Origin of the sequence: Bacillus rugosus, assembly GCF_023238245.1 — a bacterium.
Taxonomy (GTDB): domain Bacteria; phylum Bacillota; class Bacilli; order Bacillales; family Bacillaceae; genus Bacillus; species Bacillus rugosus.
Genome location: NZ_CP096590.1, coordinates 1407311 through 1431407, shown reverse-complemented (window position 1 = coordinate 1431407; position 24097 = coordinate 1407311). Strand labels below are relative to the sequence as shown.

The 24097-nt window shown below is 43.5% G+C and carries 24 protein-coding genes, 1 pseudogene and 3 riboswitches; of the genes and pseudogenes, 11 read left to right on the top strand and 14 right to left on the bottom strand.

The features are described 5' to 3' along the window. The first annotated feature begins 83 nt into the window (after window positions 1–83). Both ku and M0696_RS07330 read left to right on the top strand, forming a co-directional pair. Window positions 84–968: a non-homologous end joining protein Ku gene (ku, locus tag M0696_RS07335; RefSeq protein WP_444979386.1), complete on the top strand. Its 885-nt coding sequence runs from the start codon at window positions 84–86 to the stop codon at window positions 966–968. Window positions 969–971: 3 nt separating this feature from the next. Then, entirely contained in the window at window positions 972–2807 is a 1836-nt protein-coding gene (locus tag M0696_RS07330; protein ID WP_222142700.1) for a DNA ligase D, read from the top strand. Between the two features lie 100 nt (window positions 2808–2907). Here M0696_RS07330 and M0696_RS07325 read toward each other — a convergent pair whose 3' ends face one another. Continuing rightward, complete coding sequence (locus M0696_RS07325; RefSeq protein ID WP_222142699.1) at window positions 2908–3921, bottom strand: glycosyltransferase family 2 protein; 1014 nt, start codon at window positions 3919–3921, stop codon at window positions 2908–2910. Between the two features lie 12 nt (window positions 3922–3933). Next, window positions 3934–5628 (bottom strand): DUF6044 family protein, encoded by a 1695-nt coding sequence (locus tag M0696_RS07320; protein ID WP_248602661.1) that lies wholly within the window; start codon window positions 5626–5628, stop codon window positions 3934–3936. Window positions 5629–5825: 197 nt separating this feature from the next. On the opposite strand from M0696_RS07320, the gene M0696_RS07315 reads away from it, so the two are divergent. Continuing rightward, window positions 5826–6638 (top strand): metallophosphoesterase, encoded by an 813-nt coding sequence (locus tag M0696_RS07315; RefSeq protein WP_248602660.1) that lies wholly within the window; start codon window positions 5826–5828, stop codon window positions 6636–6638. Between the two features lie 27 nt (window positions 6639–6665). Here M0696_RS07315 and M0696_RS07310 read toward each other — a convergent pair whose 3' ends face one another. Next, window positions 6666–7217, bottom strand: a complete 552-nt coding sequence (locus M0696_RS07310) for a YkoP family protein (protein ID WP_222142696.1) — start codon at window positions 7215–7217, stop codon at window positions 6666–6668. Between the two features lie 91 nt (window positions 7218–7308). Here M0696_RS07310 and M0696_RS07305 point away from each other — a divergent pair. Next, window positions 7309–8423: pseudogene (locus M0696_RS07305) on the top strand (MGDG synthase family glycosyltransferase). Window positions 8424–8442: 19 nt separating this feature from the next. Here M0696_RS07305 and M0696_RS07300 read toward each other — a convergent pair. The 3 genes from M0696_RS07300 to M0696_RS07290 all read right to left on the bottom strand — a co-directional run bounded on the left by M0696_RS07300 (window position 8443) and on the right by M0696_RS07290 (window position 9466). Then, window positions 8443–8907: a MarR family winged helix-turn-helix transcriptional regulator gene (locus M0696_RS07300; protein ID WP_166853431.1), complete on the bottom strand. Its 465-nt coding sequence runs from the start codon at window positions 8905–8907 to the stop codon at window positions 8443–8445. 133 nt (window positions 8908–9040) lie between these two features. Beyond that, window positions 9041–9223, bottom strand: coding sequence for a stress protein (locus M0696_RS07295; RefSeq protein WP_166853433.1), 183 nt, complete (start codon window positions 9221–9223; stop codon window positions 9041–9043). 87 nt (window positions 9224–9310) lie between these two features. After that, window positions 9311–9466 carry a hypothetical protein gene (locus M0696_RS07290; protein WP_003218545.1) on the bottom strand — a complete coding sequence of 52 codons (156 nt, stop codon included), beginning with the start codon at window positions 9464–9466 and terminating at the stop codon, window positions 9311–9313. 193 nt (window positions 9467–9659) lie between these two features. Here M0696_RS07290 and M0696_RS07285 point away from each other — a divergent pair, with 193 nt between their 5' ends. Continuing rightward, on the top strand, window positions 9660–9992 hold the full coding sequence (locus M0696_RS07285) for a MerR family transcriptional regulator (RefSeq protein WP_003218544.1): 333 nt from the start codon (window positions 9660–9662) through the stop codon (window positions 9990–9992). A gap of 42 nt (window positions 9993–10034) precedes the next feature. Here the strand turns inward: M0696_RS07285 and mgtE are convergent, their stop codons facing one another. From mgtE to ykoG, 7 genes are all read right to left on the bottom strand, one after another. Continuing rightward, on the bottom strand, window positions 10035–11390 hold the full coding sequence (gene mgtE / locus M0696_RS07280) for a magnesium transporter (protein WP_166853435.1): 1356 nt from the start codon (window positions 11388–11390) through the stop codon (window positions 10035–10037). A gap of 17 nt (window positions 11391–11407) precedes the next feature. Then, window positions 11408–11530: a hypothetical protein gene (locus M0696_RS21000; RefSeq protein ID WP_282707828.1), complete on the bottom strand. Its 123-nt coding sequence runs from the start codon at window positions 11528–11530 to the stop codon at window positions 11408–11410. 90 nt (window positions 11531–11620) lie between these two features. Further along, window positions 11621–11789: riboswitch (M-box (ykoK) riboswitch) on the bottom strand. Window positions 11790–11896: 107 nt separating this feature from the next. Next, window positions 11897–12034, bottom strand: a complete 138-nt coding sequence (locus M0696_RS07275) for a transcriptional regulator SplA domain-containing protein (protein WP_003218541.1) — start codon at window positions 12032–12034, stop codon at window positions 11897–11899. 83 nt (window positions 12035–12117) lie between these two features. Then, on the bottom strand, window positions 12118–12633 hold the full coding sequence (locus tag M0696_RS07270) for a PepSY domain-containing protein (RefSeq protein WP_248602658.1): 516 nt from the start codon (window positions 12631–12633) through the stop codon (window positions 12118–12120). 91 nt (window positions 12634–12724) lie between these two features. Beyond that, on the bottom strand, window positions 12725–13405 hold the full coding sequence (locus tag M0696_RS07265) for a PepSY domain-containing protein (protein ID WP_248602657.1): 681 nt from the start codon (window positions 13403–13405) through the stop codon (window positions 12725–12727). Beyond that, window positions 13402–14766, bottom strand: a complete 1365-nt coding sequence (ykoH, locus tag M0696_RS07260; RefSeq protein WP_222142692.1) for a two-component system sensor histidine kinase YkoH — start codon at window positions 14764–14766, stop codon at window positions 13402–13404. The genes M0696_RS07265 and ykoH overlap by 4 nt, the downstream gene beginning before the upstream one ends. A gap of 3 nt (window positions 14767–14769) precedes the next feature. After that, window positions 14770–15456 carry a two-component system response regulator YkoG gene (ykoG, locus tag M0696_RS07255; RefSeq protein WP_166853443.1) on the bottom strand — a complete coding sequence of 229 codons (687 nt, stop codon included), beginning with the start codon at window positions 15454–15456 and terminating at the stop codon, window positions 14770–14772. A gap of 101 nt (window positions 15457–15557) precedes the next feature. Next, a riboswitch (TPP riboswitch) is annotated at window positions 15558–15670 on the top strand. A 95-nt stretch (window positions 15671–15765) separates the two neighbouring features. On the opposite strand from ykoG, the gene thiU reads away from it, so the two are divergent. The 4 genes from thiU to thiX are packed head-to-tail and all read left to right on the top strand — an operon-like array spanning window position 15766 to window position 19338. Further along, window positions 15766–16368 carry a YkoF family thiamine-binding protein gene (thiU, locus tag M0696_RS07250; protein WP_222142691.1) on the top strand — a complete coding sequence of 201 codons (603 nt, stop codon included), beginning with the start codon at window positions 15766–15768 and terminating at the stop codon, window positions 16366–16368. Window position 16369: 1 nt separating this feature from the next. Then, entirely contained in the window at window positions 16370–16969 is a 600-nt protein-coding gene (locus tag M0696_RS07245) for an ECF transporter S component (protein ID WP_222142690.1), read from the top strand. Then, window positions 16956–18599, top strand: a complete 1644-nt coding sequence (locus M0696_RS07240) for an ABC transporter ATP-binding protein (protein ID WP_248602656.1) — start codon at window positions 16956–16958, stop codon at window positions 18597–18599. The genes M0696_RS07245 and M0696_RS07240 overlap by 14 nt, the downstream gene beginning before the upstream one ends. Further along, window positions 18574–19338 (top strand): energy-coupling factor transporter transmembrane component T family protein, encoded by a 765-nt coding sequence (gene thiX, locus M0696_RS07235; RefSeq protein WP_222142688.1) that lies wholly within the window; start codon window positions 18574–18576, stop codon window positions 19336–19338. Before M0696_RS07240 ends, thiX begins: the two co-directional genes overlap by 26 nt. A gap of 32 nt (window positions 19339–19370) precedes the next feature. Here the strand turns inward: thiX and rsbRB are convergent, their stop codons facing one another. Next, the gene (rsbRB, locus tag M0696_RS07230; protein WP_166853451.1) at window positions 19371–20204 is read right to left on the bottom strand and encodes an RsbT co-antagonist RsbRB; all 834 of its coding nucleotides are present in this window, start codon (window positions 20202–20204) and stop codon (window positions 19371–19373) included. Between the two features lie 222 nt (window positions 20205–20426). On the opposite strand from rsbRB, the gene isp reads away from it, so the two are divergent. Both isp and metE read left to right on the top strand, forming a co-directional pair. Then, complete coding sequence (gene isp / locus M0696_RS07225; protein WP_166853454.1) at window positions 20427–21386, top strand: serine protease Isp; 960 nt, start codon at window positions 20427–20429, stop codon at window positions 21384–21386. Between the two features lie 131 nt (window positions 21387–21517). Continuing rightward, window positions 21518–21673: riboswitch (SAM riboswitch) on the top strand. A gap of 127 nt (window positions 21674–21800) precedes the next feature. Continuing rightward, window positions 21801–24089 carry a 5-methyltetrahydropteroyltriglutamate--homocysteine S-methyltransferase gene (metE, locus tag M0696_RS07220; RefSeq protein ID WP_248602655.1) on the top strand — a complete coding sequence of 763 codons (2289 nt, stop codon included), beginning with the start codon at window positions 21801–21803 and terminating at the stop codon, window positions 24087–24089. The last annotated feature ends 8 nt before the right edge of the window (window positions 24090–24097 follow it).

The window sequence follows — 24097 nt, the reverse complement described above, 5'->3', positions numbered from 1 at the left end:
CCGGCTGTTTTTTTACCCATAAGTTACTACACATGAATCATACCCCTCCTCTTCACACTAAAGAAAAAAAGGGGTTTATCGACATGCATACAATGTGGAAGGGCTCTATCAGTTTCGGATTAGTAAACATCCCCATCAAGCTATATGCGGCCACAGAAGATAAAGACATTAAGCTGCGCAGCCTTCATAAAGAGGATCACGCGCCAATTAAATACGAAAAAATTTGCACGAATTGTGAAAAAACACTCAGCCCTGATGAAATTGTGAAGGGATATGAATATGTAAAAGGAAAATATGTGGTGCTGACGGACGAAGATTTAAAAAGCTTAAAACAGGAGCATGAGGAGAAAGCGGTTGAAATTGTTGATTTTGTCCAGCTTCAGGAAATTGACCCGATTTATTTTAACCGCTCCTACTTTGTCGGACCCGGGGATAACGGCACGAAAGCCTATACCCTGCTGCGTGAGGCACTGCGCTCAACCGGAAAAATCGGCATCGCCAATATGACAATCAGATCAAAGCAGCAGCTGGCCATTCTCCGCGTTTATGAAAATTGTATCGTTATGGAGTCTATCCATTATCCGGATGAAGTCAGAAGCGCTGCCCATGTCCCAGGTGTACCGGATCAATCGAATGTCAACGATAAGGAACTGCAAACCGCTATCACATTAATAGATGAGCTGACTGCTGAGTTTGAGCCGGAGAAATATGAGGATACGTACCGGCACGCCCTGCTGCAAAGAGTCAACGACAAGCTCGAAAATAAAGAAACAGCCGTCACTCCTGATAAAGCGCCTCCTCGTGAAGATGTCATTGACCTGGTCAGCGCCCTGCAAGCCAGCATCGACCGCACCAGAAAGCCGAACCGGGAAACCCCTGCAGCCGAGCCAGCACAAGCCGCTGAACCGAAAGGAGCCGGAGATAAAAAACGAAAAACGACTAGAAAAAAAGCCTCCGGTACGTCATAGCCTATGGCATTTACCATGCAGCCCGTCCTTACTTCGTCACCGCCAATAGGAGCAGAATGGCGGTACGAAGTAAAATATGACGGGTACCGCTGTATTCTCCGCATCCATTCAGCAGGTGTGACCTTAACCAGCAGAAATGGCTTGGAGCTTACCAGTTCCTTCCCTGAAATCACACAGTTCGCCAAAACCGCCTTTCAGTATATGGAAAAAGATCTTCCGCTGACATTTGATGGCGAGATTGTATTTTTGGTGAACCCTTGCCGTTCAGATTTTGAACACATTCAGGTGCGGGGACGATTAAAAAGGCCAGATAAGATTCAGGAATCGGCAAACGTGCGTCCGTGCTGCTTTCTTGCCTTTGATCTGTTAGAGCGCCAAGGAGAAGATGTATCGTCTCTTTCGTATCTGGATAGGAAAAAATCGCTGTACGATCTCATGTCTGCGGCAAAGCTCCCTGTATCTCCAGACCCTTACGCAAAGGAGACCATTCAGTATATTCCCTGCTATGACCATTTTGAACCGGTTTGGGAGATGGTTACGAAATATGATGGAGAAGGAATTGTAGCGAAGAAAACAAACAGCAAATGGCTCGAAAAGAAGCGGTCCTCCGATTGGCTTAAATATAAAAACTTTAAACAAGCTTATGTTTGTATAACAGGGTTCAACCCAAACAATGGATTTCTGACGGTGTCTGTGTTAAAAAACGGCGTAATGACGCCGGTTGCCTCTGTCTCACACGGGATGCGCGATGAGGAAAAAAACGCCATACGCAAGATTATGGAACAACACGGACATCAAACACCTTCAGGCGAATATACGCTTGAACCATCAATTTGTGCATCCGTTCAATACTTAACGATTCTCCAAGGCACGTTAAGAGAGGTATCGTTTGTCAGTTTTGAATTCCATATGGACTGGACAGAATGCACGTATGCTCAGGTCATACGCCATTCCAAACCGGTTCATCCAGATCTTCAGTTCACTAGCTTGGATAAAATCATATTTGAAAAGAATAAAAAAACAAAAGAAGATTTTATTCAGTACATGATTGAAGTCAGTGACTACCTGTTCCCATTTCTAAAAAACCGTGCTGTCACCGTCATCCGTTATCCGCATGGATCAAGGAGCGAGTCGTTTTTCCAAAAAAATAAACCGGACTATGCGCCGGATTTTGTTCAATCTTTCTATGACGGAAGCCATGAACATATTGTCTGTGAGGATATGTCCACTTTATTATGGCTTGCCAACCAGCTTGCTTTGGAGCTTCATGTCCCTTTTCAAACCATTCAAAGCAGGCGTCCGGCTGAGATTGTTATTGATTTGGACCCGCCTTCACGAGATGACTTTCTCATGGCTGTACAGGCTGCAAATGAACTGAAGCGGCTGTTTGACTCCTTCGGCATCACATCGTATCCGAAGCTGTCCGGCAACAAGGGCATCCAGCTTTACATTCCCTTGTCCCATGAGGCATTTACGTATGAAGAAACACGACAGTTTACACAGCTAATCGCTGAGTACTGCACCAATGCATTTCCCGAGCTATTTACAACAGAACGCTTGATTAAAAACAGGCACGGCAAATTGTATCTGGATTATTTGCAACATGCAGAAGGAAAAACGATTATCTGTCCTTATTCAACAAGAGGAAACGAGCTTGGCACTGTCGCGGCACCGCTCTATTGGCACGAAGTACAAACATCCTTAACACCCGCTATGTTTACAATTGATACTGTAGTTGATCGGATTAAGAAACAGGGCTGCCCATTTTTTGATTTTTACCGTAACCCGCAAGACGAACCTCTTAGCGCCATTTTGCATCAGTTGAAGAAAAAGAGCTGACTTTCACAGAAAGTGTGAAGTTTGCGCGGGCAGGACGCCTAAGCCATTAGCACCTATCAACACGACAAAAGAGCTGACCAATAAAGTCAGCTCTTTCCATTCAACTGTACTTTTTTTCTAACCGCTCTTTTTCCTGGCGCTGGAGCGGACTTAGCGGCTCATTATACAAATCGATATCAATCGCATACTTCGGCCGTCTTTTCACTTCGGAAAAAATCGTTCCAATATACTCTCCGATGATCCCGATTCCCATTAATTGCAGCCCGCCCAAAAACCAAATGGAAATGATGAGCGACGCCCAGCCCGCATTTGTATGGCCGAGCAGCTTTTGAATAAATGCGCCAACCCCTGCCACAGCGCTGAGGAAAAATAAGACAAAACCTAAAAGCGTAAAGAATCGAATCGGCGCGACACTGAACGATGTAATCCCGTTAAAAGCAAATGATAGCATTTTTTTGAGGGGATATTTCGTTTTACCGGCAAAGCGTTCCTTACGGTCATACAAGACTTCGGCTGATCTAAAGCCGATCATGGGAATAATGCCTCTTAAAAACAGATTTGCTTCCGGATAGCGCTCAAGCTCTTCAAGCGATCTTTTATTCATTAAACGAAAATCAGCATGATTATAAATTAATTTAATCCCAAGCTTATTCATGAGTCGATAAAATCCTAAAGCGGTCGTACGCTTAAAAAAGGTGTCGGTTTTCCTACTGCGGCGGACACCGTAAACGATCTCGCAGCCCTCATGATATTTCAGCATAAAATCACGGATCACAGAGATGTCGTCCTGAAGATCAGCATCAATGGAAATGACGCAGTCTGACCTGTTCTTTGCTTTATGCAGCCCGGCTAAAAGCGCTTTTTGGTGGCCGACATTGCAGGCTAATTTTAAGCCCGTAACCTTCTTGTTTCTTATACTCTCCATAGCAATCAAAGCCCAGGTGCGGTCCTTGCTGCCATCATCGACAAACAGAATTTTACTGTCTTCAGCGATTAACTTTTCTTCAATTAAGCTGTCTACAACCTCTGTCAGCTGACGGCTTGTCTCTTGAAACACTTCCTCTTCATTGAAACACGGAACGACGATGGTTAATACTGGCTGTGACTGTTTCAATCGATATCCTCCTTATCTGGTTTCATATAAATAAATACGCCAGGCGGAATCTTGATGGTCAAATGTCTTAACGAGCGCGAGACGGTTTTGATCCGCATTCTTGATCGGAACTGAAGAAAAAATATAACGCCCGCCCATTTTTTTAAATACATCTGTATTTAATTGTAGATTGTTAATCGTTTTCTTCGAGTTCTTTTTAAAATCATATCGCTTACCGAGTTCATCAACGAAAAGGTAGCAGCGGCTGCCCCATTCATCAAAATATTGTTTCAGGCGAGCGTTTTTTTCCAGCTCTTTTTCGATGATTTTCCTAAATTCATATTTATATGAGAGCGGGTACAGATTGTTATACGTATCTAACGTGTAAAACCCGTTATATTGGGCAATAGACGGATGCAGTCCGATGCTTGCCACCCTGTACGAATCTTGCGGACGCCCGATATATTCCTTAATTTCTTTAAATTGCTCGGATGCATAAAACTCCCGGAATGTCGGGGCATTATAGTGTACGCCATACGTATATTCTTCATTAAAAGGCGCCAACACCATCAGCTGTGCAGCGACCGCGGCATATACAAGCCATTTCCACCCTCTTCCCATCCGCCAAATGAGATATAAAGCAAGTGCAAAGCTCACGTATATGACAAGCGGCCGCAGAAAATGAAAACGGGCAAAATTAAATTCGGCTAAAAAGGCAAATTTCTGCTTTGGCACTGCCCATATTTTGTTGAACCAAAACGCATACCATAATGACAGTCCGTAATTAAGTACACATAAAAACAGGTAAACATTTTCTAACTTTGTCCGATTTCGCTTGAATAACACAGCTGCAAATACGAGCAGCAGGATCGGAAGGATGACAACGGTATGAACGGTCATCACATGATTATGTCCATAAACAAAGTTTTTTACAGATAGACGAAGAGAATGCCAAACATCATGTCTGGATGAAATAAATTCAATCCGATGCATCGGTGCATGCGAGAACAGCATCGAATAGACAAGCCGATATTCAACGAAAAGATAAATACTCGTCATAAATGCTATACTGCCTAAAAAAATCAGGTTCAATCTTCTTTTTGTGATAGCATCATACAGCCAGAAGCACGCCATTCCTGCCAAGAAAAAGAAGAAGCCTAAGACAAAGCTTGAATATAAAGGAAGCAAACCGAGCGTCAGCCACTCTCTCCATGAGATATCCCCTTTTCGGATATTCAAAAAAGCCCACAGTGCCAAAGGATATCCAAGCGTACTCAGCATTCCCGAAGGCCAAAAAGGTGTTAAGGCAAATGCCAGCGATACGCCAATTCGGATGAAAGCCGCCTTTGGCTCCGGGACCACATGTTTCTTCAGCAGCACATACATTCCAAAAAAAGCGACAACCCTTGTAATCGTCTGGCTTATTGCATAGGCAGTCATGGAAGAAAAGAAAGCATGCAGCCAAACAATTCCGCTCAACTCAGTGCCAAAGGCATCCCGCGGCAGCCCGTTAATGATTTGCGGAATGGCCGCGTCAACCTTGCCGATAATTTCTCCGCTATCTGCCAGCACCTTGTACCAAGCGATATTGGAATCTAAATTGTCATGAACGCGAATATGGGCATCTTCCTTCAAAATAAAAAGCGGGGATACATACAGTAAAAGGAGAAATAATGCGATCCAGAGATAATATGTTTCTTTTTTGTGTTGTCTCATTAATCGTAACATCGCTTACACATCCATCTGTTATTCTGACTCCATATCCGGCATGTTCTGCCTCATGTGTCAAAATTTATTATCCCTTTTCCTTTCCAAAACATTCATCAGATGACAATCCGTTTTTCAACCTGTCTCTTACCCATTAATTCCCGCTATCCATAAGGCTCGATTACTTACTATACTGATAGGAGGGGAGGGGATATATTTTGTTTACAATCTTACTTTCATTGGCCATACTCGTATCTGTGCCATTTATATATAAAGCGAAACGCAATACAAAAGATGTTAAGGTCAACACCATTTCAATCGATCAAAAAGACGGCCTGTCAGCCAGAAAAAAATTAAATATCCTTCATTTATCAGATCTTCACTTAGAAAACATTTCTGTTTCACCTGAAGAGCTGTATCAATTAACAAAAAATCAGCCTGTGGACATCATTGCGCTTACCGGGGATTTTCTAGATCGGAAACGTAATATTCCGAAGCTGGCAGGTTACCTGAACGCATTGCAAAAGCTGAAGCCTGCATATGGAATGTACGCGGTGTTCGGTAACCACGATTATGTATTGAAAGAAAAGGACTTTCAGAGATTGAAGCATGTTTTAGAGGAAAACGGCTGTATCACACTGCAAAATGAACATGTTCAAATCGAGACGGCTGCAGGGCCTGTCAATATTATCGGCATTGATGATTACAGCACGAATCGAAGCAATATTACCGGCTCTTATCAAAATTTAGAAAACGGCTATCATCTTGTATTAACCCATGATCCAAACATTATTTTGGATATGAAAGATGTTCATTATGATTACCTGCTTTCAGGTCATTTTCACGGCGGGCAAATTCACTGGCCAAAACCGTACCATTTGGTGAAAATGGGCAAGCTTGTGCGCATGAACATGGTGAAAGGCCTACATTATCACCATGATAAACCGTTTTATATCAGTGAAGGCTTAGGACAAACCGGTGTGAATATCCGTGTCGGAAGCCGTCCTGAAGTGACATTTCATCAGATTTAATCAAAAAAGACTGTGCTGACCAAGGCATCAGTCTTTTTTTTGATAGGTTTTCTGAAGCTTTTCTTTCGAAATAAACAAATAGGATGTATTCGGTAAATGCCGCAAGCTCGCCGGCTTTGAAGTGAGATATGAAATCGGCATATGGGTGATCTTTTTAAAGCACCTGTAAAAAGGATTGACCGGGGTGACCACATCAAAGCCGAGTCTTTCCACACCTTTGTCAAGCATTGTAATGCCCACAACCCCTTTAATTTTTTCAGTTTTTTTATGATTATTGATGTAATCCAAAAGAATCGGCATCGATTGATACACTTTTTGATAGATAATGATTCCCTTTCTGACTGCGCTATCAATGCTTTGCAGTTCCCTGACCAGCTTAATGTTGTGCAAGTGGATTTTAACGAGTACATCATTTTTTCTAATATGCGTTCCGTCGCTCAGTACGACATGATGTCCTTTGTACTTCGTCAGCCTGACTCGAAAGACGCTTTTTCGATCTTTGTCAATCAAGGTCAGTCTTGAAAAAAAGAAATAAATCGGGTCAACCATTCTCCAAATGGAAAGGAAACAGGTTTTCATCTCTTCACCTTCCTTATGATCAAAAACACCCTTATATTTTGTGAACGTTCTCCCCAAAATATAGTTGCCATATTTTTTAAGGAGGACCATTATGAAAAACATTCTCATTTTCCCTTTTTTAAGCATCTCCACCGGGCATCACCATGTTGCAGATGCCCTTCAGGCTGAACTGGAGTCTCAAGGGCTGACAGCTGAGAAAATTGATATCTTTTCCCATACGTATAGACGGTTAGAAAAACTGTCCTCTGATGCGTATTTAAAATGGATTCAATATTTCCCGAAAACGTACAGTAGCATTTACAGGCTCCTCGCCTGCGGACAATATCAGAATGACAAGCGCTATACCATGTACGAATGGCTGTTCACACAACAAATGAGGCAAATCCTCAAAGAAAAACAGCCTGATGTCGCATTCTGCACACACGCGCTGCCTTCTTATCTGCTGAACCGGCTAAAGCCGGAATATCCGAATATGAAGGTTGTAAATGTGTACACTGATTTTTTTGTGAATCAATTATGGGGACGGGAGAACATTGATCACCATTTTGTTCCTATTATGGATGTCAAGATGCAGCTCATGTCTGAAGGAATCGATCAGAAAAACATATACTTGACCGGCATTCCCGTTCACCGGATGTTTGAAATGGGATCAGCAGACACTGGCCAGCATCATCCGCCATACACCATCATCATCACAGGCGGCAGTATGGGGGTCGGGGGGATTTTAAAATGGGTTCAGTATCTGTCGCCAGGCGGAAACATCTTATACAAAATATTATGCGGCAGGAACGAAAAGCTCTACTGCTATGTCAAAAGTTTACGCCACCCTTTTATTGAGGCGATTCCCTACCTTCACAGCAAAGCAGAGATGAATCGTTTATACGATCAAGCCGCTGGCATCATGACAAAACCCGGAGGCGTGACCATCAGCGAATGCTTACAGAAACGGCTTCCGGTATTTATTTATCATGCGCTGCCGGGACAGGAGGAAATGAATTTAAACCTTCTAAAGGAAAAGAAGCTTGTCACCGATATGAGAAACTGGGACATGCAGGAAGCAGAGGAGCGTATTGCAGCATTTTTTCAATCGAATGAACAGGTGAAAGAATATGAAAAACATGTCAATGGATATCTTGGCGAAATAGCTGACTGGAAGATGGAAGATGTTTTAAAAAGAATCATATGAAACAAAAAAACACTCCCTGAAATAGAGAGTGTAGAATAGTTAACGAAACAGCAAATGCTGGCTGTGAATGCCTGCTTTTTTCAGCAGGACGATCAGCTGATCCTGTTCATCAGGCGAAAGGCCTGAAAACGCTCTCGCAATACGCATTGCATGAATTGGATAAATTTTATCCAAATACTCATTTCCCTTGTCAGTTAAATGCGCGTAAACGGAGCGTTTGTCTTTCGGGTCCTGCTCCCTTACTAAAAACCCGTTTCTTTCTAATTTGTCAATAACATATGTGACGTTTCCGCTCACAAGCAGAAGTCTCGACCCAATTTGCTGTAATTTTTGCGGGCCTCTTGTGTACAGGAGCTCCAGTACAGCAAATTCAGTGGGATTAAAGCCGTGCTCTTTGCTATCACGGATACTATGTTCAGACACACTTTTGAAAGCCCTTGCAAAAACTCTGTACAAATTCATCGCACGCTCAACTTCTTCTTCGTTAAACGATAATCTCATCATATCTACCTCGTATATAGGATTTTTATAAAAAAATAATGAAAACCCTTACATATAATAAGAGTTCAGTCCCTTACTATACGTATTCGCTATAATTCGAGAAATTCCTTCTAAAAGCAAAAAAAATCCTTATACATTATCTTGTATAAGGATATTTTTTGTGATTTTGAATGTTGCGAAAGAAATAAGCATATTCCTTCCGAAGTTCAGAAATCGTCATTTTGTTCATGACCTCTTTATTATAAACTCCAATTTGACAGAGTTTTTCAGAATAATGGCTTCGTTCTTTTTCTAAAGCAGATTTCAATAAATTACTCATAGCGTCCTCCTTCATTTTGAGGTATCCTATACACAAGATACTCTTTTTAAATGAACGTGGTATGAATCTAATGTAAAGAATTTATATCTACGAGGATTTTCGGTAAAGTCCGTTTTGAACTGATCGTAATAATTGAAAAGCATGTTCTCCGGCAAGCTGCATAAACGTCTCCAGCATTTCATCACGCTTGATATCCAACTCTATAATTTCTTTTGCCAGTGAGACCGCTTTTTCTTCCTCCATGATTATCCTTCCTCCTCAGTTATTCGTTACATAAAGGATAAAACGCATTTGTGTGTTACGCATTATTCTTGTTAATTTTTCTTCCGTGTTTTTTCAAAAATCTTCTATTTGATGTTAGAAAATATGACAAGCATCAGGTTTTTTCGCTTTGTTTTTTATATACTATTATTAAAAGACATCCAGGGGTGGAAAAATGGCCACAGAAGATCATTCTTATAAAGACAAAAAAGTGATTTCAATCGGGATTGTGAGTGAATTGACAGGATTGTCCGTAAGACAGATCAGGTATTATGAGGAACGAAAGCTCATTTACCCGCAGCGTTCTTCAAGGGGAACGAGAAAATACTCTTTTGCCGATGTGGAGCGGCTGATGGATATTGCCAATAAGCGTGAGGACGGCGTACAGACAGCAGAGATTTTAAAAGATATGCGAAAAAAAGAGCAAATGTTAAAAAACGATCCGCAAGTGCGAAAAAAAATGCTGGAGGGGCAGCTTAATGCTCACTTTCGGTACAAAAACCGTTAAATGATAAAAGTCCGACTCGCAATTGAGACGGACTTTTTACTTTTATAATGAGTGTATGAATGCAGTGGCAATGCCAAAGTAAATTAACAAAGACAAAATATCGTTTAACGTTGTAATCAGCGGTCCTGAAGCGATCGCAGGGTCTACTTTCAGCTTGTGCAAAATAATAGGGATAATTGTTCCTGACATCGTGCCGATAATTAACGTAAAGAACAGTGAAGAAGCGACAACAAATCCCAGCAGCGCGTTCCCCTGCCATAAGATAGAAACAATTGCAATCAGCACCGAACAAACCGCTCCGATATAAATACTTGTTCTGAACTCCCGGAAGATCAGGCGTACAATCGTTTTTTTGTTCAATTCTTCTTTAGACAACCCTCTGATGACAACCGCGAGGGATTGTGTTCCCGTATTTCCTGTCATCCCCGATACCATCGGCATGAAAAACGCCAGCGCGACAACCTGCTGCAGCGCATCTTCAAAATAACTGATAATGCTTCCTGAAATCAGCCCGATAAACAAGAGCAAAATCAGCCATGGCAGGCGTCGGTATGCCGCCACGTAAGCCTTTGTGTCAAAGGTGATGTCTTTACCGGAAGCGGCAAATTTTTCGTAATCCTCATCAGCTTCCCGAATGACGACGTCGATAATATCATCGACTGTTACAATGCCGACAAGCACGTTGTTTTCTTCCACAACCGGGATCGCCAAGAAATCGTAACGTTCAATCAGGCGGGCAACTTCTTCCTGATCCTGAAGAGCGTCTGCTGATATGACGCGGGTAAACATTAAATCCTGCACCTTTTCTTCAGGTTCGCCCAGAATCAAATCGCGGTAGGATAGTACGCCCACCAGCTGTTTGCTTTCATTGATGACATATAAGTAGTTGATTGATTCAGCTATTTCAGCAAAGCTTTTCAGTTTGACGACCGCGTCTTTTACCGTGTAATGTTGCGGAATCCACACAAACCGGTTTGTCATCATGCGTCCCGCCGAATCGGCCGGATAATTCATCAAAAGCTGTACAGCTTTTGATTCTGACGCTTCCATGCTGGACAGAAGCTGTTCCTTTAGTTCCTCGTCCATTTCTTCAAGCAATTGAGCGAGGTCATCGTTGTCCATTTTGTTCATCGCCAGTGTTGCTTTTGTTTTTCCAACTTTATTTAAGACGGCAAGCTGATATTCGCGTTCCAGCTCCCCGATCATATCAGTGATATCATCTACAGTTAAATAAGATAAATAGCGGGCGCGGTGTTTTTCCGGCATTTCCTTAAAAATAAATGCCATATCATAGGGCTGAAGCTCATCAATCACGCTTCTGAAATCCCTGATTTTCCCGTCTCGCAATAAAATAATGATGCGTAAAATGAGTTCGTCATAGGTCATGTTTTGAACCATCGGGACTCGTACCTCCTCTACGGAGACGTGCCGGCCTCGCTTGAAGGTGCGGCAGATCGTCTCCTCATCGTGTAATCAATTGTCTTGCTGTCATAGTATATGGGTACTTCTTCAGATTGACTCGAATGGGGAGAATCCATACTCCGCACCTCCTTTGATTAGTTTCGTTTTAAAGGCATAAAAAAAGCCTTCGGGATTGAAGGAGAAAGAAGCACGGCAAAAAAGCGTGCGGGCGCCTTCAAATCGTAGAGCTTTAGCACTGTATGGCATAGGATTTAATCATCCAGCTGCGTTAAAAATCACCTTATGTCGATGATTTCTGTTGACCCATTGGCGTCTTTGGACATTTTTGGGCAGCAGCGTATCTCCATACAGGAGCCTCACCTAACGAAGTTCATAATTGAATTGACACACTGAGATTACAGAAAAAAACAAGCTGTGTCAACTCAAAAAAGTAATTAATGCGCTTTCATCACAATTACGGAACAAAATAAGGGCATAAGCCCTTATTCTGTTGTTTGCGTCTCGTCATCTTCAGAGAGCAAATGATATGTTTCATGAAGAAATAAAGCGTACTCTCCCTCCTTCGTCGGATGAGGGACATATTCAGCCTGATTGATGTATTGCTCCTCTTTCTTTTCCATGCGTTTTTCGCCTCCTTTTCTACATAGATTGTCCAAAAGAAGGTTTCTTATCATGAAAAAACCCCGCTGCTGCGGGGTTTTGATTAGTCGTCTATCTCCTGCTTGATGATACGTCCATCCTTTGCAGAAATTTCAAATTCTGCCTCAGTTCCTTGTTTCGTTTGGATCTCAATTTCGTAGATGTAAGCACCGTCGTCTTCGTCAAGCTTGCTTTCCGTTACGGTTCCATTTGTTTGCTTTAAGGCAATTTTTTCAGCTTCTTCTTTTGTGATGGAAACTTGTTCTGCTTTCTCTTTTAACGGGTCATTGAGCGCTTGTTTTGTATTGACATCTACATAAACGTCGTAGTCTTCACCGTCTTTTTCAATCTCCACTTCATAAACTTCTTTGCCGTTGTAAATGTCTCTGTCGATGTCGTCCACTGTGCCGTTAATAACCGTTTTGGCTATTGATTCTGCTTCCTGTTCAGTGAGTTCACCAGTTTTGGAAGAAGCAGGCTGTGTGTTTTCATTGTTTTCTTTTGCAAACGCGTTGTAGCTGAATCCGCCAGCCGCTAAACACCCTGCTAAAAGACCAACCATCCATCTTTTCTTAAGCATATGTGATTCCTCCTTTGTTTTGTATGAGTACAGTTTACACACTCAACATGAAAGGAAAACGAAAGAAAGATGAGAATTTGATGAGAAACCGTCAGTCTTCATACACAATGTTTGCAACCTTTCCGGTGTAGGCGTTTATTTTCACAGTCGCTTCTTTATCATCCGGAAGGTCAACATCCACTTCAAAGATGAGAGTGCCCTCACTTTTTTCGAGATCTGCGTCATCCGCTGTCCCGCCCGTTTCTCGCTCAGCAATTATTTTGGCTTCTTTTTTCGTAATCGGTGTTTTTTGTTGAGCTTCACCGCTGATTCGATCAGCAGACACGACTGCTTTTGCCTGCATGTCTACCTTCACTTCGTATGTTTCTCCATCTTCTTTTTGAATGGTATATGTGGCAACACGATTTCGTTTTGTTTGTTTTTTGACGGTTCCCGGCACCCGCTCGAGCGCGAGATGCTCGGCTTCTTTTTCTGTCATGGCAGATGGATTCATCGCTTTTACTCTGTTCATTGAAAGAATGTCAGCCGATTTTGCGTCAGCTTTTATAAAATAAGTTCCCTTTGGATTTTCAAGGGTCATGTGATATGTTTTTTTATCCTTTGATTGCGTTACTTTCGTGATCTCACCTTGATAAGAGGCTTCGACTTTTTTTACGACAGCCTCCTTTGACAGGACGTCATCATGGGTTTGCCGAATGATGAGAAACGTACAGATGATGACGGCCAAAACCGCTGCTGCCGCAGCAGATACTGCTTTTATTGTTTTGTTCATCGGCCTCCCCCATCCTGTTCTCTGAATTGCATGGTGACAGCTGTTCCTTGTCCCGGCTTGCTTTTTACAGACAGCTCAATGCCGTGCTCATCGGCGATTTGCTTTGCAATAGAAAGGCCTAAACCCGTTCCGCCTGTTTTTCTGTTTCGTGCCTCATCCGCCCGATAGAACCGTTCGAACAGGTGCGGGATATGCTCCTCAGGTATTCCGATGCCTTCATCTCTCACAGACAGAAACGGGCGTCCATTCCTCGTTCCGGCTGACATCACAATGGTTTTTTCACTATACTTTATTGCATTATCAAGCAAAATGGTCAGCAGCTGCTTGATGCGTTCTTCATCAGCTGTTACAAGCAGGCTCTCTTTATCTGTTTCAAGCAAAATGTCACGCTGATAGACGGGCTGGAGCATTTGCATGACGGCACGCGATACTACAACAAGATCGATTGTTTTCAGATCAAGCTCAATTCCTTTATGGCTTTTTGCCAGCGCCAGAAGCTGATTGGTTAGTTTTTTCATATGCACCGCTTCTGAGTGAATGGCTTCTATCGATTCCTCAAGCACTTCTGGCTTTTTTGCCCCCCACCGCTTCATTAGGCTGCTGTAGCTTTCTATAATCGTGAGCGGGGTTTTCAATTCGTGTGAAGCATCTTGAATGAACTGCTGCTGTTTATCGTAATGCTCTTTCAGCATCATCGCCATCTCATTAAATGTCAGCCCCATTTCATATAACTCGTCGTGCGACTGTCCTTCCAAGGAAATCGTTTTGAATGCTTTCTCCCGCTGTATGTCTTTCATCGTCATCATTAATCGTCTGATCGGATTGATGATACGGCGGGCGAGCAAGCTTCCCGCAAAAAAAGAAGCGATACAGACAGCAGCGCTTGCAGCGATTAAGATGATTTTCAGCAGAAACAGACTCTCTTCTGTGTTCTCCAGCCTTTCAACCAGCTGAAGAGATACCACTTGCCCATCGGTCCAAATAACCGGAACAGCAGCTTCAGCAAACAGTTTGCCGTCATGTTTCCTTACATCTGCCGTTTCACCGCTATGAAAAGCGAGAGGAACATCTTTATATGCTTTTTCTTTTGTCATGGTCATGACGGCTTTTTGATCACCATTCACTACACGGACCATGCCGTTTGCCGGAAGATAGGCCTGTAGCATGTCCTGCAAAGCGACTCCTTCTGTTTCAGCAGCATGCAGCGCTTCTGCAATGTTATCCGTCTCATCTGCAAGCCGGGACGCATCCTTTGATGTCAGCGCGGACGAAAAAATGAGATAGACTGCGGTATGAACCAAAATTAATAAAATCAATAGCGATATTGTTGTGTACAGATGAATCTTGGTCTTCAGCTTCATCGTTTACCCCTTAATGGCATAGCCGACCCCGCGAACAGTATGGATCAGCTGTTTTTCGTAAGGGTAGTCCAGTTTTTTTCTGATGTATCTAATGTAGACGTCCACCACATTTGTATCACCGATATAATCAAATCCCCATACTGTGTTTAAAATCTGCTCCCGTGTCAGCACTTGCTGCGGATGCTTCAGCATATAGACGAGCAAATCAAATTCACGCGGCGTTAATTCTACCTCTTTGTCTCCGCGTCTCACTTCACGTGTTTTTTCGTTCACCCGCAAGTCATCATATGTAAGAAAAGTGCCAACATCTTCTGTTTTTGTGCCATTTTGGCGCAACGCCGCCCTGATTCTCGCAAGTAATTCCTCAATTTCAAATGGTTTGGTGACATAGTCATTCGCTCCGATGTCCAACCCTGTTACCTTATCAGGTATACTGTCGCGCGCCGTTAATAAAATGACCGGTGTCTGCTGATCCGTTTTTCTCAAGCGGCGCAGTACTTCCAGGCCGCTAAGCCCCGGAAGCATGACATCAAGAAGCACTAAGGAATACCCGCCATCCGCGGCCGCATTCAGTCCTTCTGTGCCATTGTGTTTGATGGTGACGCTATATCCTTCATATTCCAGTTCAAGCTGGATTACCCTGGCGATTTTTTCTTCATCTTCCACAATTAATATGTGCCCTTTATCCAAAACTGATCATCCTCCCCTGTCCCTATATGAAAAAAATGATTTCATTGTTTACAAAATGATTCTTATCATCTATTATGATGTCAAAATAAAAAATTGTATACGGAAAGCACTAGGGGTGCTGTTTTGGCTGAGATAAAGCGCGGGAGAAACGCGCTTTGATCCCTTATGACCCGATCTGGATAATACCAGCGTGGGGAAGTGCAGGTTGACCGAATGGTGTATTTTTTGTGCGCTTAATCGATCTATGACTGCATATTCCCTTAGGATATGCAGTTTTTTATTTTACCAAAAAAACAGGAGGTCGGAGAAATGGAACATATTTGCGGTACAAGCAGAATCGCCGGTTTTCGCTTCTCTTTATATCCGATGACGGATGATTTTATCAGTGTGATCAAATCTGCGCTGAAAAAAACAGACACATCTAAGGTATGGACGAAAACCGACCATATCAGCACAGTTCTGCGCGGTTCAATTGATCATGTATTCGACGCTGCCAAAGCCATTTACCTTTATGCGGCGAATAGCGAAAAACACATCGTCGTGAACGGCACGTTTTCCATCGGATGCCCGGGCGATACACAGGGAGATACATATCTTTCCGAAGGCGATAAGCGTGCCAATGAAGATGCTGTCCGAAGCCTGAACGCGGAAGCACCATGCCAATTTGCGCTTTATCCGATGAATGAGCCGGATTATATGAGCTTGATCATGGATGCTGTCGACATTGCGAAAGCAGAAGGCACTTTCGTACAGGGTGTTCATTACGCGAGCGAGCTTGACGGGGATGCGCATGACGTATTCAGGACACTGGAGGCCGTTTTCCGCATGGCTGAACAGCAAACAAACCACGTAACCATGACTGTGAATCTCTCGGCTAACAGTCCATCAAGAAAAAACAGAAAGCAGGGATAAAATGAAAAGCTGGAAAGTAAAAGAAATTGTCATCATGTCCGTTATCAGTATCGTATTTGCCGTTGTTTATTTATTATTTACGCATTTTGGAAACGTACTTGCAGGTATGTTCGGGCCAATCGCCTATGAACCGATTTACGGCATTTGGTTTATCGTTTCTGTCATCGCCGCGTACATTATTCGAAAACCGGGTGCAGCACTAGTTTCTGAAATCATTGCCGCTCTCGTTGAGTGCCTGCTTGGAAACCCGTCCGGCCCAATGGTCATCGTCATCGGCATTGTTCAAGGTCTCGGAGCTGAGGCTGTATTTCTCGCGACACGCTGGAAAGCATACTCTCTTCCTGTACTTCTGCTGGCAGGAATGGGATCTTCAGTAGCCAGTTTTATCTATGATCTTTTTGTTTCTGGCTATGCAGCCTATTCACCAGGTTATCTTCTCATTATGCTTGTGATCCGCCTGATTTCCGGCGCGTTGCTTGCGGGGCTGCTCGGAAAAGCTGTCAGTGACTCTCTCGCTTATACGGGTGTGTTAAACGGAATGGCACTCGGAAAGGAACTGAAAAAGCAACGGAAGCGGGCATCAGAACATGCAAGCCTTTGATGAGTTCCTGACGGTTGACCAGCTCAGCTTCTCTTATGAAGAAGACGAGAAACCGGTATTTCAAAACATTTCGTTTGAGCTTCAAAAAGGGGAATGCGCTTTATTGCTAGGGCCGAGCGGGTGCGGAAAAAGCTCGCTCGCCCTTTGTTTAAACGGTCTTTACCCGGAGGCTTGCGATGGCATCCAGTCCGGACATGTATTTTTATTTCAAAAGCCGGTCACAGGCGCTGAAACCTCCGAAACGATTGCTCAGCATGCCGGGGTCGTCTTTCAGGACCCTGATCAGCAGTTTTGCATGCTGACAGTGGAAGACGAAATCGCTTTCGGGCTGGAAAATCTGCAGATTCCGAAAGAAGAGATGACAGACAAGATCGATGCCGTTTTAGAAAAATTACACATTACCCATTTAAAAGAAAAAACGATATCCACTCTGTCAGGAGGACAAAAGCAGAAAGTTGCTCTCGCCTGCATATTGGCGATGGAGCCTGAGCTCATTATGCTGGATGAGCCGACTTCTCTTTTAGATCCTTATTCAGCGCGGGAGTTCGTTCATTTGATGAAAGATCTTCAGCGGGAAAAAGGCTTCAGCCTCCTCGTCATTGAGCACCAGCTTGATGAATGGACACCTTGGATTGAGAGAACAATCGTGCTGGACAAATCAGGAAAAAAAGCGTTGGATGGCCGGACGAAAGATCTTTTTCAGCACGAAGCTGAGACCCTAAAGGAACTAGGCATCGCGATTCCAAAAATATGTGGCCTGCAGGAACAACTCAGTATGCCGTTTACTTTATCAAAAGAAACGCTGTTCAAAGAGCCTTTTCCTGCCGGGCATACCGAAAAGAAGGAAGCTCCTTCTGGGGGGAGTGTGCTGGAAGTCAACAGCCTTTCGTTCGCAAGAGGACAGCAGACGATTTTCAAAGACATCAGCTTCTCATTGCGGGAAGGCTCTTTGACGGCGCTTGTCGGACCGAACGGCACCGGAAAATCGACGCTCTTATCTGTCCTGGCCCGTCTCATGAAGCCGAAAAGCGGCAAGATTCTTCTATATGATAAGCCGCTGCAATCGTATAAAGAAAATGAATTGAGAAAACGAATGGGATTTGTTTTTCAAAATCCGGAGCATCAGTTCGTCACAGATACGGTGTATGACGAGCTGCTGTTCGGCCAGAAAGTAAATGCTGAAACTGAGAAAAAAGCACAGCACCTGCTGCATCGTTTCGGTCTTGCACATTTGGCTGATCATCATCCGTTTGCGATCAGCCAGGGACAAAAACGGCGCCTGAGCGTCGCTACCATGCTCATGCATGACGTAAAGGTTTTATTATTAGACGAACCAACCTTTGGCCAGGACGCCCGAACGGCGGCTGAATGCATGGACATGATACAGCGTATCAAGGCAGAAGGAACCGCTGTCCTCATGATTACACACGACATGGAGCTAGTGTCTTCGTATGCCGACAGCGTGCTAGTGCTTCACGATACGGGCCTGGCCTTTGACGGATCTCCAGCGCAGTTATTTTCTCAGGAAACAGGGCTTGTGCAAAAAGCGAAGCTCACTCTTCCCCTACTGTATGAATGGATGGCATATCAAGAGGAGGTGCGTGATGAAGCAGCCGTTACATCTCATTAATCCGACAGTGAAAGCGGCCGCCGTTTTTTGCTGTGTTGTCATGCTGTCGTTTATTTACAATCCTTATACTCCTGCGTGTTTTTATATCATCATCGTTGTGGGTGTCCTATTGGCAGCAAGAATCCCATTGAAAAAATGGTTTTTGTTTACGATTCCGTTTTTGATTTTGGCTTTCGGATGCGTATGGACAGCCGCAGTATTTGGAAAGGTTCCGACAACTCCGGATAATTTCTTGTTTCAAGCCGGCCCTATCTTGATCAATAGTGATAATGTATCTGTCGGCATCTCTCTTGGGTTTCGTATTTTGTGCTTTTCCGCCTTATCGATGATGTTTGTTTTTACGACCGATCCGATTTTATTTATGCTGAGCCTTGTCCAACAGTGCAAGCTCTCACCAAAGCTCGCGTATGGCGTCATTGCAGGCTTTCGTTTTCTTCCGCTGTTAAAGGATGAGATCCAGCTGATCCAGCAGGCTCATAAGATCAGAGGAGGAGCGGCGGAGAGCGGCTTCATTGAGAAAATCAGCGCGTTAAAGCGGTATACCATCCCGCTATTGGCCAGTGCCATCAGAAAAGCGGAGCGGACAGCGCTTGCGATGGAATCGAAAGGATTTACAGGAAGCAGCAATCGGACATATTATCGGACGCTGACCGTCAACCGCCGCGACTGGCTGTTCTTTTGCCTCGTTCTCTTGTTATTCGCAGGATCTTTTCTCGTATCTTTATCTTTTGCCTCATAAAAAGCCGCTATCGGTCGATAGCGGCTTTTTTCTTATTGATGATAATTTAATGCCTGGGCAAGATTGGTTTTAATTGTAATATTCGAAAAATCAATCCCTAGCTGTACAGCGGTTTGCGCAATTTCAGGCCTGATTCCTGACAGGGTTGACCGTACACCGATCAAATTGAGCGCCTCAATCAATTTAAAGATTTGGTGCGCTACCATCGTATCAACCACCACAACACCTGACAGATCGATTAACAGATGCTCCACGCGTCTTTTTGCACAAGCCTGAAGCGTGTTTTCCAGAATAAACTTTGCGCGTTCTGTATCAATGTCACCTACAAGCGGAAGCAGAGCTGTTGATTTGCTCAATGTAATGATAGGCGAGCTTAATTCCAATATCATTTCTCTTTGGGCGTTTAATTGCTGTTTGGCATTCATTTCAGCGTGATCGACGAATGTATAAATGGTAAAATCAAATACTTTTACAATCAAATCTGCCCATTTTTGTTTCTCTCCCGATTCAAACGCCGACTCGTTTTCATCTGCGAACTTCTCAAAATACTTCGTATATAATCTCCGGTTTCTCATAAACTCCCGAATGACATACTGAACCGGAGTGTCGAGATGCTTTTGATCGTTCGTCAGCTCAATGACCCACTCTTGAAATTCTTCGAGAAATTGTTTTTCCGGTAAAACATACATGTAATTCAGATGCCGGTAAAACTCTCTGTCCTGCTCTTTCAATTCTTCCGTTACAGATGCATTATGTAAGGCGTAAAGCGAATTCGGATCACTTTCCTCCATTGTTTCAATCCATTCCTCGGCCATTTGTTCCACATGCTCTGAAAAAAATGCATATAATTTTTCATTCAGTTTCATCACACTGCTCCTTTCCCCAACACTATTATAACTTGACTGACAGCTGAATCCCAGTCATACACGTTAAACCCATCCAATATTTTGAAAATTACTAATTCTTTGGGTTGTATCCTATTTTTTCAAAATGCTTCAAATGGCTCTGTCCGAACGGTTGTTTTTTTCATATAATATGAGGCAACACCCTTGAATCCACTTGTAAGCATAAAAAAGGAGGGCTTTTTTATGAATGGTGAAATCCGCTTGATCCCGTATGTGACGAATGAGCAGTTTATGGATGTAAACGAGCTTCCTGAGGGTATTAAAGTGATTAAGGCGCCAGAAATGTGGGCAAAAGGGGTAAAAGGCAAAAATGTAAAAATTGCTGTATTGGACACAGGCTGCGATACAAGCCATCCTGATTTAAAAAACCAAATCATCGGCGGAAAGAACTTCACAGATGATGACGGCGGCAAGGAAGATGCGATTTCCGACTACAACGGACATGGCACACACGTCGCCGGAACGATTGCAGCTAATGATTCAAACGGCGGCATTGCCGGAGTTGCGCCTGAGGCAAGCCTATTGATTGTGAAGGTTCTTGGCGGTGAAAACGGCAGCGGACAATACGAATGGATTATTAACGGCATTAACTACGCTGTGGAACAGAAAGTCGATATCATCTCAATGTCCCTTGGCGGTCCTAGCGATGTGCCAGAGCTGGCAGAAGCAGTGAAAAACGCCGTCAAAAATGGAGTGCTTGTCGTTTGCGCAGCGGGAAATGAAGGTGACGGCGACGAACGCACAGAAGAGCTTTCCTACCCTGCAGCATATAATGAAGTCATCGCTGTTGGATCTGTTTCCGTAGCGCGAGAATTATCAGAATTTTCTAACGCGAATAAAGAGATTGATCTTGTGGCACCGGGAGAAAATATATTATCAACCCTTCCTAACAAGAAGTACGGTAAGCTTACCGGCACTTCAATGGCTGCCCCTCATGTCAGCGGAGCGCTTGCTTTAATCAAAAGCTATGAAGAAGAATCATTTCAAAGAAAGCTTTCTGAACCTGAGGTTTATGCACAGCTGATCCGCAGGACACTTCCGCTTGATATTGCAAAAACGCTGGCAGGTAATGGATTCCTGTATTTAACCGCTCCTGATGAACTGGCAGAAAGAGCAGAGCAATCACATTTGATGACCCTATAAAATTATTTTTCTTATATAATATAAACTGAATATTAAAAATAAAGTTTCAAATTCTATGTTGACAACGAATTTGAAATACTGTTAAGATTACCAACAAATGATTCAACTTTTCAAAAAATTAATAACATTTTCTCTTATCGAGAGTTGGGCGAGGGATTGGCCTTTTGACCCCAACAGCAACCGACCGTAATTCCATTGTGAAATGGGGCGCACTGCTTTTCGCGCCGAGACTGATGTCTCATAAGGCACGGTGCTAATTCCATCAGATTGTGTCTGAGAGATGAGAGAGGCAGTGTTTTACGCAGAAAAGCCTCTTTCTCTCATGGGAAAGAGGCTTTTTGTTGTGAGAAAACCTCTTAGCAGCCTGTATCCGCGGGTTAACAAGAGTGTTTTACATATAAAGGAGGAGAAACAATGACAACCATCAAAACATCGAATGTAGGATTTCCGAGAATTGGACTGAACAGAGAATGGAAAAAAGCACTTGAAGCGTATTGGAAAGGCAGCACTGATAAAGATACGTTTTTAAAGCAAATCGACGACCTATTTTTATCCGCAGTAAAAACACAAATTGACCAGCAGATTGATGTTGTGCCTGTTTCTGATTTCACACAGTATGACCATGTACTCGACACAGCAGTCAGCTTCAACTGGATTCCGAAACGATTCAGACATTTGACTGACGCTACCGATACATACTTCGCTATTGCCCGCGGAATAAAAGACGCCGTATCAAGTGAAATGACAAAATGGTTTAATACAAACTACCATTACATCGTTCCTGAATATGACGAGAGCATTGAGTTCCGCCTGACAAGAAACAAACAGCTCACAGATTATCGCCGGATCAAACAGGAATACGGCGTTGAAACAAAACCTGTGATTGTCGGCCCTTATACATTTGTCACGCTGGCTAAAGGCTATGAACCCTCTGAAGCAAAAGCGATCCAAAAACGCCTTGTGCCGTTATATGTACAGCTTTTGAAAGAGCTTGAGGAAGAAGGCGTAAAATGGGTTCAAATCGATGAGCCTGCGCTTGTTACAGCTTCTGCCGAAGATGTCCGCGGCGCAAAAGAATTATTTGAAAGCATTACAAACGAGCTTTCATCCCTGAATGTGCTTTTGCAGACGTATTTTGATTCTGTTGATGCTTATGAAGAGCTGATCTCTTATCCGGTACAGGGAATTGGCCTTGATTTCGTTCACGATAAAGGCAGAAACCTGGAACAGCTGAAAACACACGGATTCCCAACAGACAAAGTGCTGGCAGCCGGCGTTATCGATGGACGCAACATTTGGAAAGCGGACCTTGAAGAACGTCTCGATGCCGTTCTTGATATTCTCAGCATTGCAAAAGTCGATGAACTGTGGATTCAGCCTTCCAGCAGCCTGCTGCACGTTCCGGTAGCGAAGCACCCTGATGAGCATTTGGAGAAGGATCTTCTGAACGGATTATCCTACGCAAAAGAAAAACTAGCCGAGCTGACAGCTTTGAAGGAAGGTTTAGTATCAGGAAAAGCGGCAATCAGCGAACAAATTCAGCAGGCCAAAACTGATATTCAGGCGCTCAAACAGTTTGCAACAGGCGCAAATTCTGAACAAAAGAAAGAGCTTGAGCAATTAACCGATACAGACTTCAAACGACCGATTCCGTTTGAAGAACGTTTAGCCCTGCAAAATGAATCTCTCGGCCTTCCGCTTTTGCCGACGACTACGATCGGTAGCTTCCCGCAGTCCGCTGAAGTGCGGAGCGCACGCCAAAAATGGCGAAAAAACGAATGGTCTGATGAACAGTACCAAAACTTTATCAATGCTGAAACAAAACGATGGATTGATATTCAGGAAGAATTGGAGCTGGATGTGCTTGTGCACGGTGAATTTGAACGGACAGATATGGTCGAATACTTCGGTGAAAAGCTGGCCGGCTTTGCCTTCACAAAATACGCTTGGGTTCAATCATACGGCTCACGCTGTGTCCGCCCGCCAGTCATTTACGGAGATGTTGAATTTATTGAACCGATGACAGTAAAAGACACGGTGTATGCACAATCCCTGACATCCAAGCATGTGAAAGGAATGCTGACGGGTCCTGTTACAATCTTAAACTGGTCCTTCCCTCGAAACGACATTTCGAGAAAAGAAATCGCCTTCCAAATTGGGCTTGCCCTTCGCAAAGAAGTAAAAGCGCTTGAAGATGCAGGCATTCAAATTATTCAAGTGGATGAACCGGCGCTGCGCGAAGGCCTTCCATTAAAAACCCAAGATTGGGATGAGTATTTGACTTGGGCGGCAGAAGCATTCAGATTAACTACTTCTTCCGTGAAAAACGAGACGCAAATTCATACACATATGTGCTACAGCAACTTCGAAGACATCGTAGATACGATCAATGATCTTGATGCCGATGTAATTACAATCGAGCACAGCAGAAGCCACGGAGGATTTTTAGATTACTTAAAAGACCATCCGTATTTGAAAGGGCTCGGCCTTGGTGTATATGACATTCACAGCCCTCGGGTGCCGTCAACTGAAGAAATGTACAACATTATTGTTGACGCTCTTGCCGTTTGTCCGACTGACCGCTTCTGGGTAAATCCAGACTGCGGATTGAAAACAAGACAGCAGGAAGAAACGGTTGCAGCATTGAAAAACATGGTTGAAGCCGCAAAACAGGCAAGAGCTCAGCAGACACAGCTTGTTTAAATATAGAA

What these genes read in the sequence shown, in the direction of transcription:
- ku (WP_444979386.1), top strand. Translation starts at nt 84, where the DNA reads ATGCATACAATGTGGAAGGGCTCTATCAGTTTCGGATTAGTAAACATC.
- M0696_RS07330 (WP_222142700.1), top strand. Translation starts at nt 972, where the DNA reads ATGGCATTTACCATGCAGCCCGTCCTTACTTCGTCACCGCCAATAGGA.
- M0696_RS07320 (WP_248602661.1), bottom strand. Translation starts at nt 5,628, where the DNA reads ATGTTACGATTAATGAGACAACACAAAAAAGAAACATATTATCTCTGG.
- M0696_RS07310 (WP_222142696.1), bottom strand. Translation starts at nt 7,217, where the DNA reads ATGAAAACCTGTTTCCTTTCCATTTGGAGAATGGTTGACCCGATTTAT.
- M0696_RS07300 (WP_166853431.1), bottom strand. Translation starts at nt 8,907, where the DNA reads ATGATGAGATTATCGTTTAACGAAGAAGAAGTTGAGCGTGCGATGAAT.
- M0696_RS07295 (WP_166853433.1), bottom strand. Translation starts at nt 9,223, where the DNA reads ATGAGTAATTTATTGAAATCTGCTTTAGAAAAAGAACGAAGCCATTAT.
- M0696_RS07290 (WP_003218545.1), bottom strand. Translation starts at nt 9,466, where the DNA reads ATGGAGGAAGAAAAAGCGGTCTCACTGGCAAAAGAAATTATAGAGTTG.
- M0696_RS07285 (WP_003218544.1), top strand. Translation starts at nt 9,660, where the DNA reads ATGGCCACAGAAGATCATTCTTATAAAGACAAAAAAGTGATTTCAATC.
- mgtE (WP_166853435.1), bottom strand. Translation starts at nt 11,390, where the DNA reads ATGGTTCAAAACATGACCTATGACGAACTCATTTTACGCATCATTATT.
- M0696_RS21000 (WP_282707828.1), bottom strand. Translation starts at nt 11,530, where the DNA reads ATGGATTCTCCCCATTCGAGTCAATCTGAAGAAGTACCCATATACTAT.
- M0696_RS07275 (WP_003218541.1), bottom strand. Translation starts at nt 12,034, where the DNA reads ATGGAAAAGAAAGAGGAGCAATACATCAATCAGGCTGAATATGTCCCT.
- M0696_RS07270 (WP_248602658.1), bottom strand. Translation starts at nt 12,633, where the DNA reads ATGCTTAAGAAAAGATGGATGGTTGGTCTTTTAGCAGGGTGTTTAGCG.
- M0696_RS07265 (WP_248602657.1), bottom strand. Translation starts at nt 13,405, where the DNA reads ATGAACAAAACAATAAAAGCAGTATCTGCTGCGGCAGCAGCGGTTTTG.
- ykoH (WP_222142692.1), bottom strand. Translation starts at nt 14,766, where the DNA reads ATGAAGCTGAAGACCAAGATTCATCTGTACACAACAATATCGCTATTG.
- thiU (WP_222142691.1), top strand. Translation starts at nt 15,766, where the DNA reads ATGGAACATATTTGCGGTACAAGCAGAATCGCCGGTTTTCGCTTCTCT.
- M0696_RS07245 (WP_222142690.1), top strand. Translation starts at nt 16,370, where the DNA reads ATGAAAAGCTGGAAAGTAAAAGAAATTGTCATCATGTCCGTTATCAGT.
- M0696_RS07240 (WP_248602656.1), top strand. Translation starts at nt 16,956, where the DNA reads ATGCAAGCCTTTGATGAGTTCCTGACGGTTGACCAGCTCAGCTTCTCT.
- thiX (WP_222142688.1), top strand. Translation starts at nt 18,574, where the DNA reads ATGAAGCAGCCGTTACATCTCATTAATCCGACAGTGAAAGCGGCCGCC.
- rsbRB (WP_166853451.1), bottom strand. Translation starts at nt 20,204, where the DNA reads ATGAAACTGAATGAAAAATTATATGCATTTTTTTCAGAGCATGTGGAA.
- isp (WP_166853454.1), top strand. Translation starts at nt 20,427, where the DNA reads ATGAATGGTGAAATCCGCTTGATCCCGTATGTGACGAATGAGCAGTTT.
- metE (WP_248602655.1), top strand. Translation starts at nt 21,801, where the DNA reads ATGACAACCATCAAAACATCGAATGTAGGATTTCCGAGAATTGGACTG.